The sequence below is a fragment of the Acinetobacter sp. AKBS16 genome (genome assembly GCF_002899995.1).
GTDB lineage: Bacteria > Pseudomonadota > Gammaproteobacteria > Pseudomonadales > Moraxellaceae > Acinetobacter > Acinetobacter baumannii.
On record NZ_POYH01000102.1, the window covers coordinates 1 to 273 of the forward strand.

1 protein-coding gene is annotated in these 273 nt (G+C 33.7%); it reads right to left on the bottom strand.

Features of this window, described 5'->3' with window-relative positions; all coding sequences use genetic code 11:
* The coding region (locus C1642_RS20150; protein ID WP_146035362.1) for an IS3 family transposase at positions 1-273 on the bottom strand (273 nt) is incomplete at both ends.

Below are 273 nucleotides of genomic sequence, written 5' to 3' on the forward strand. Positions count from 1 at the left end.
TTTATATGAGCGATATTTCAATGCTCTGATACGTGATTTAATTCCCATGGTTTTCATAAGGCGATATACACATTTATGGTTGATTATTATTCCTGTACTTTTCAGGGCAAGAGTAATTCTACGATAGCCATAGCATCCCTTATGCTTGTGATATATGGACTTAATCTGCTGTTTTAACTCAGTATATTTGTCATTAGAGCGTACAGCTTTCATGTGATAGAAATAAGTACTACGAGCAATCTTTGCAATACTGAGTAAGAGTTTTAATGGATA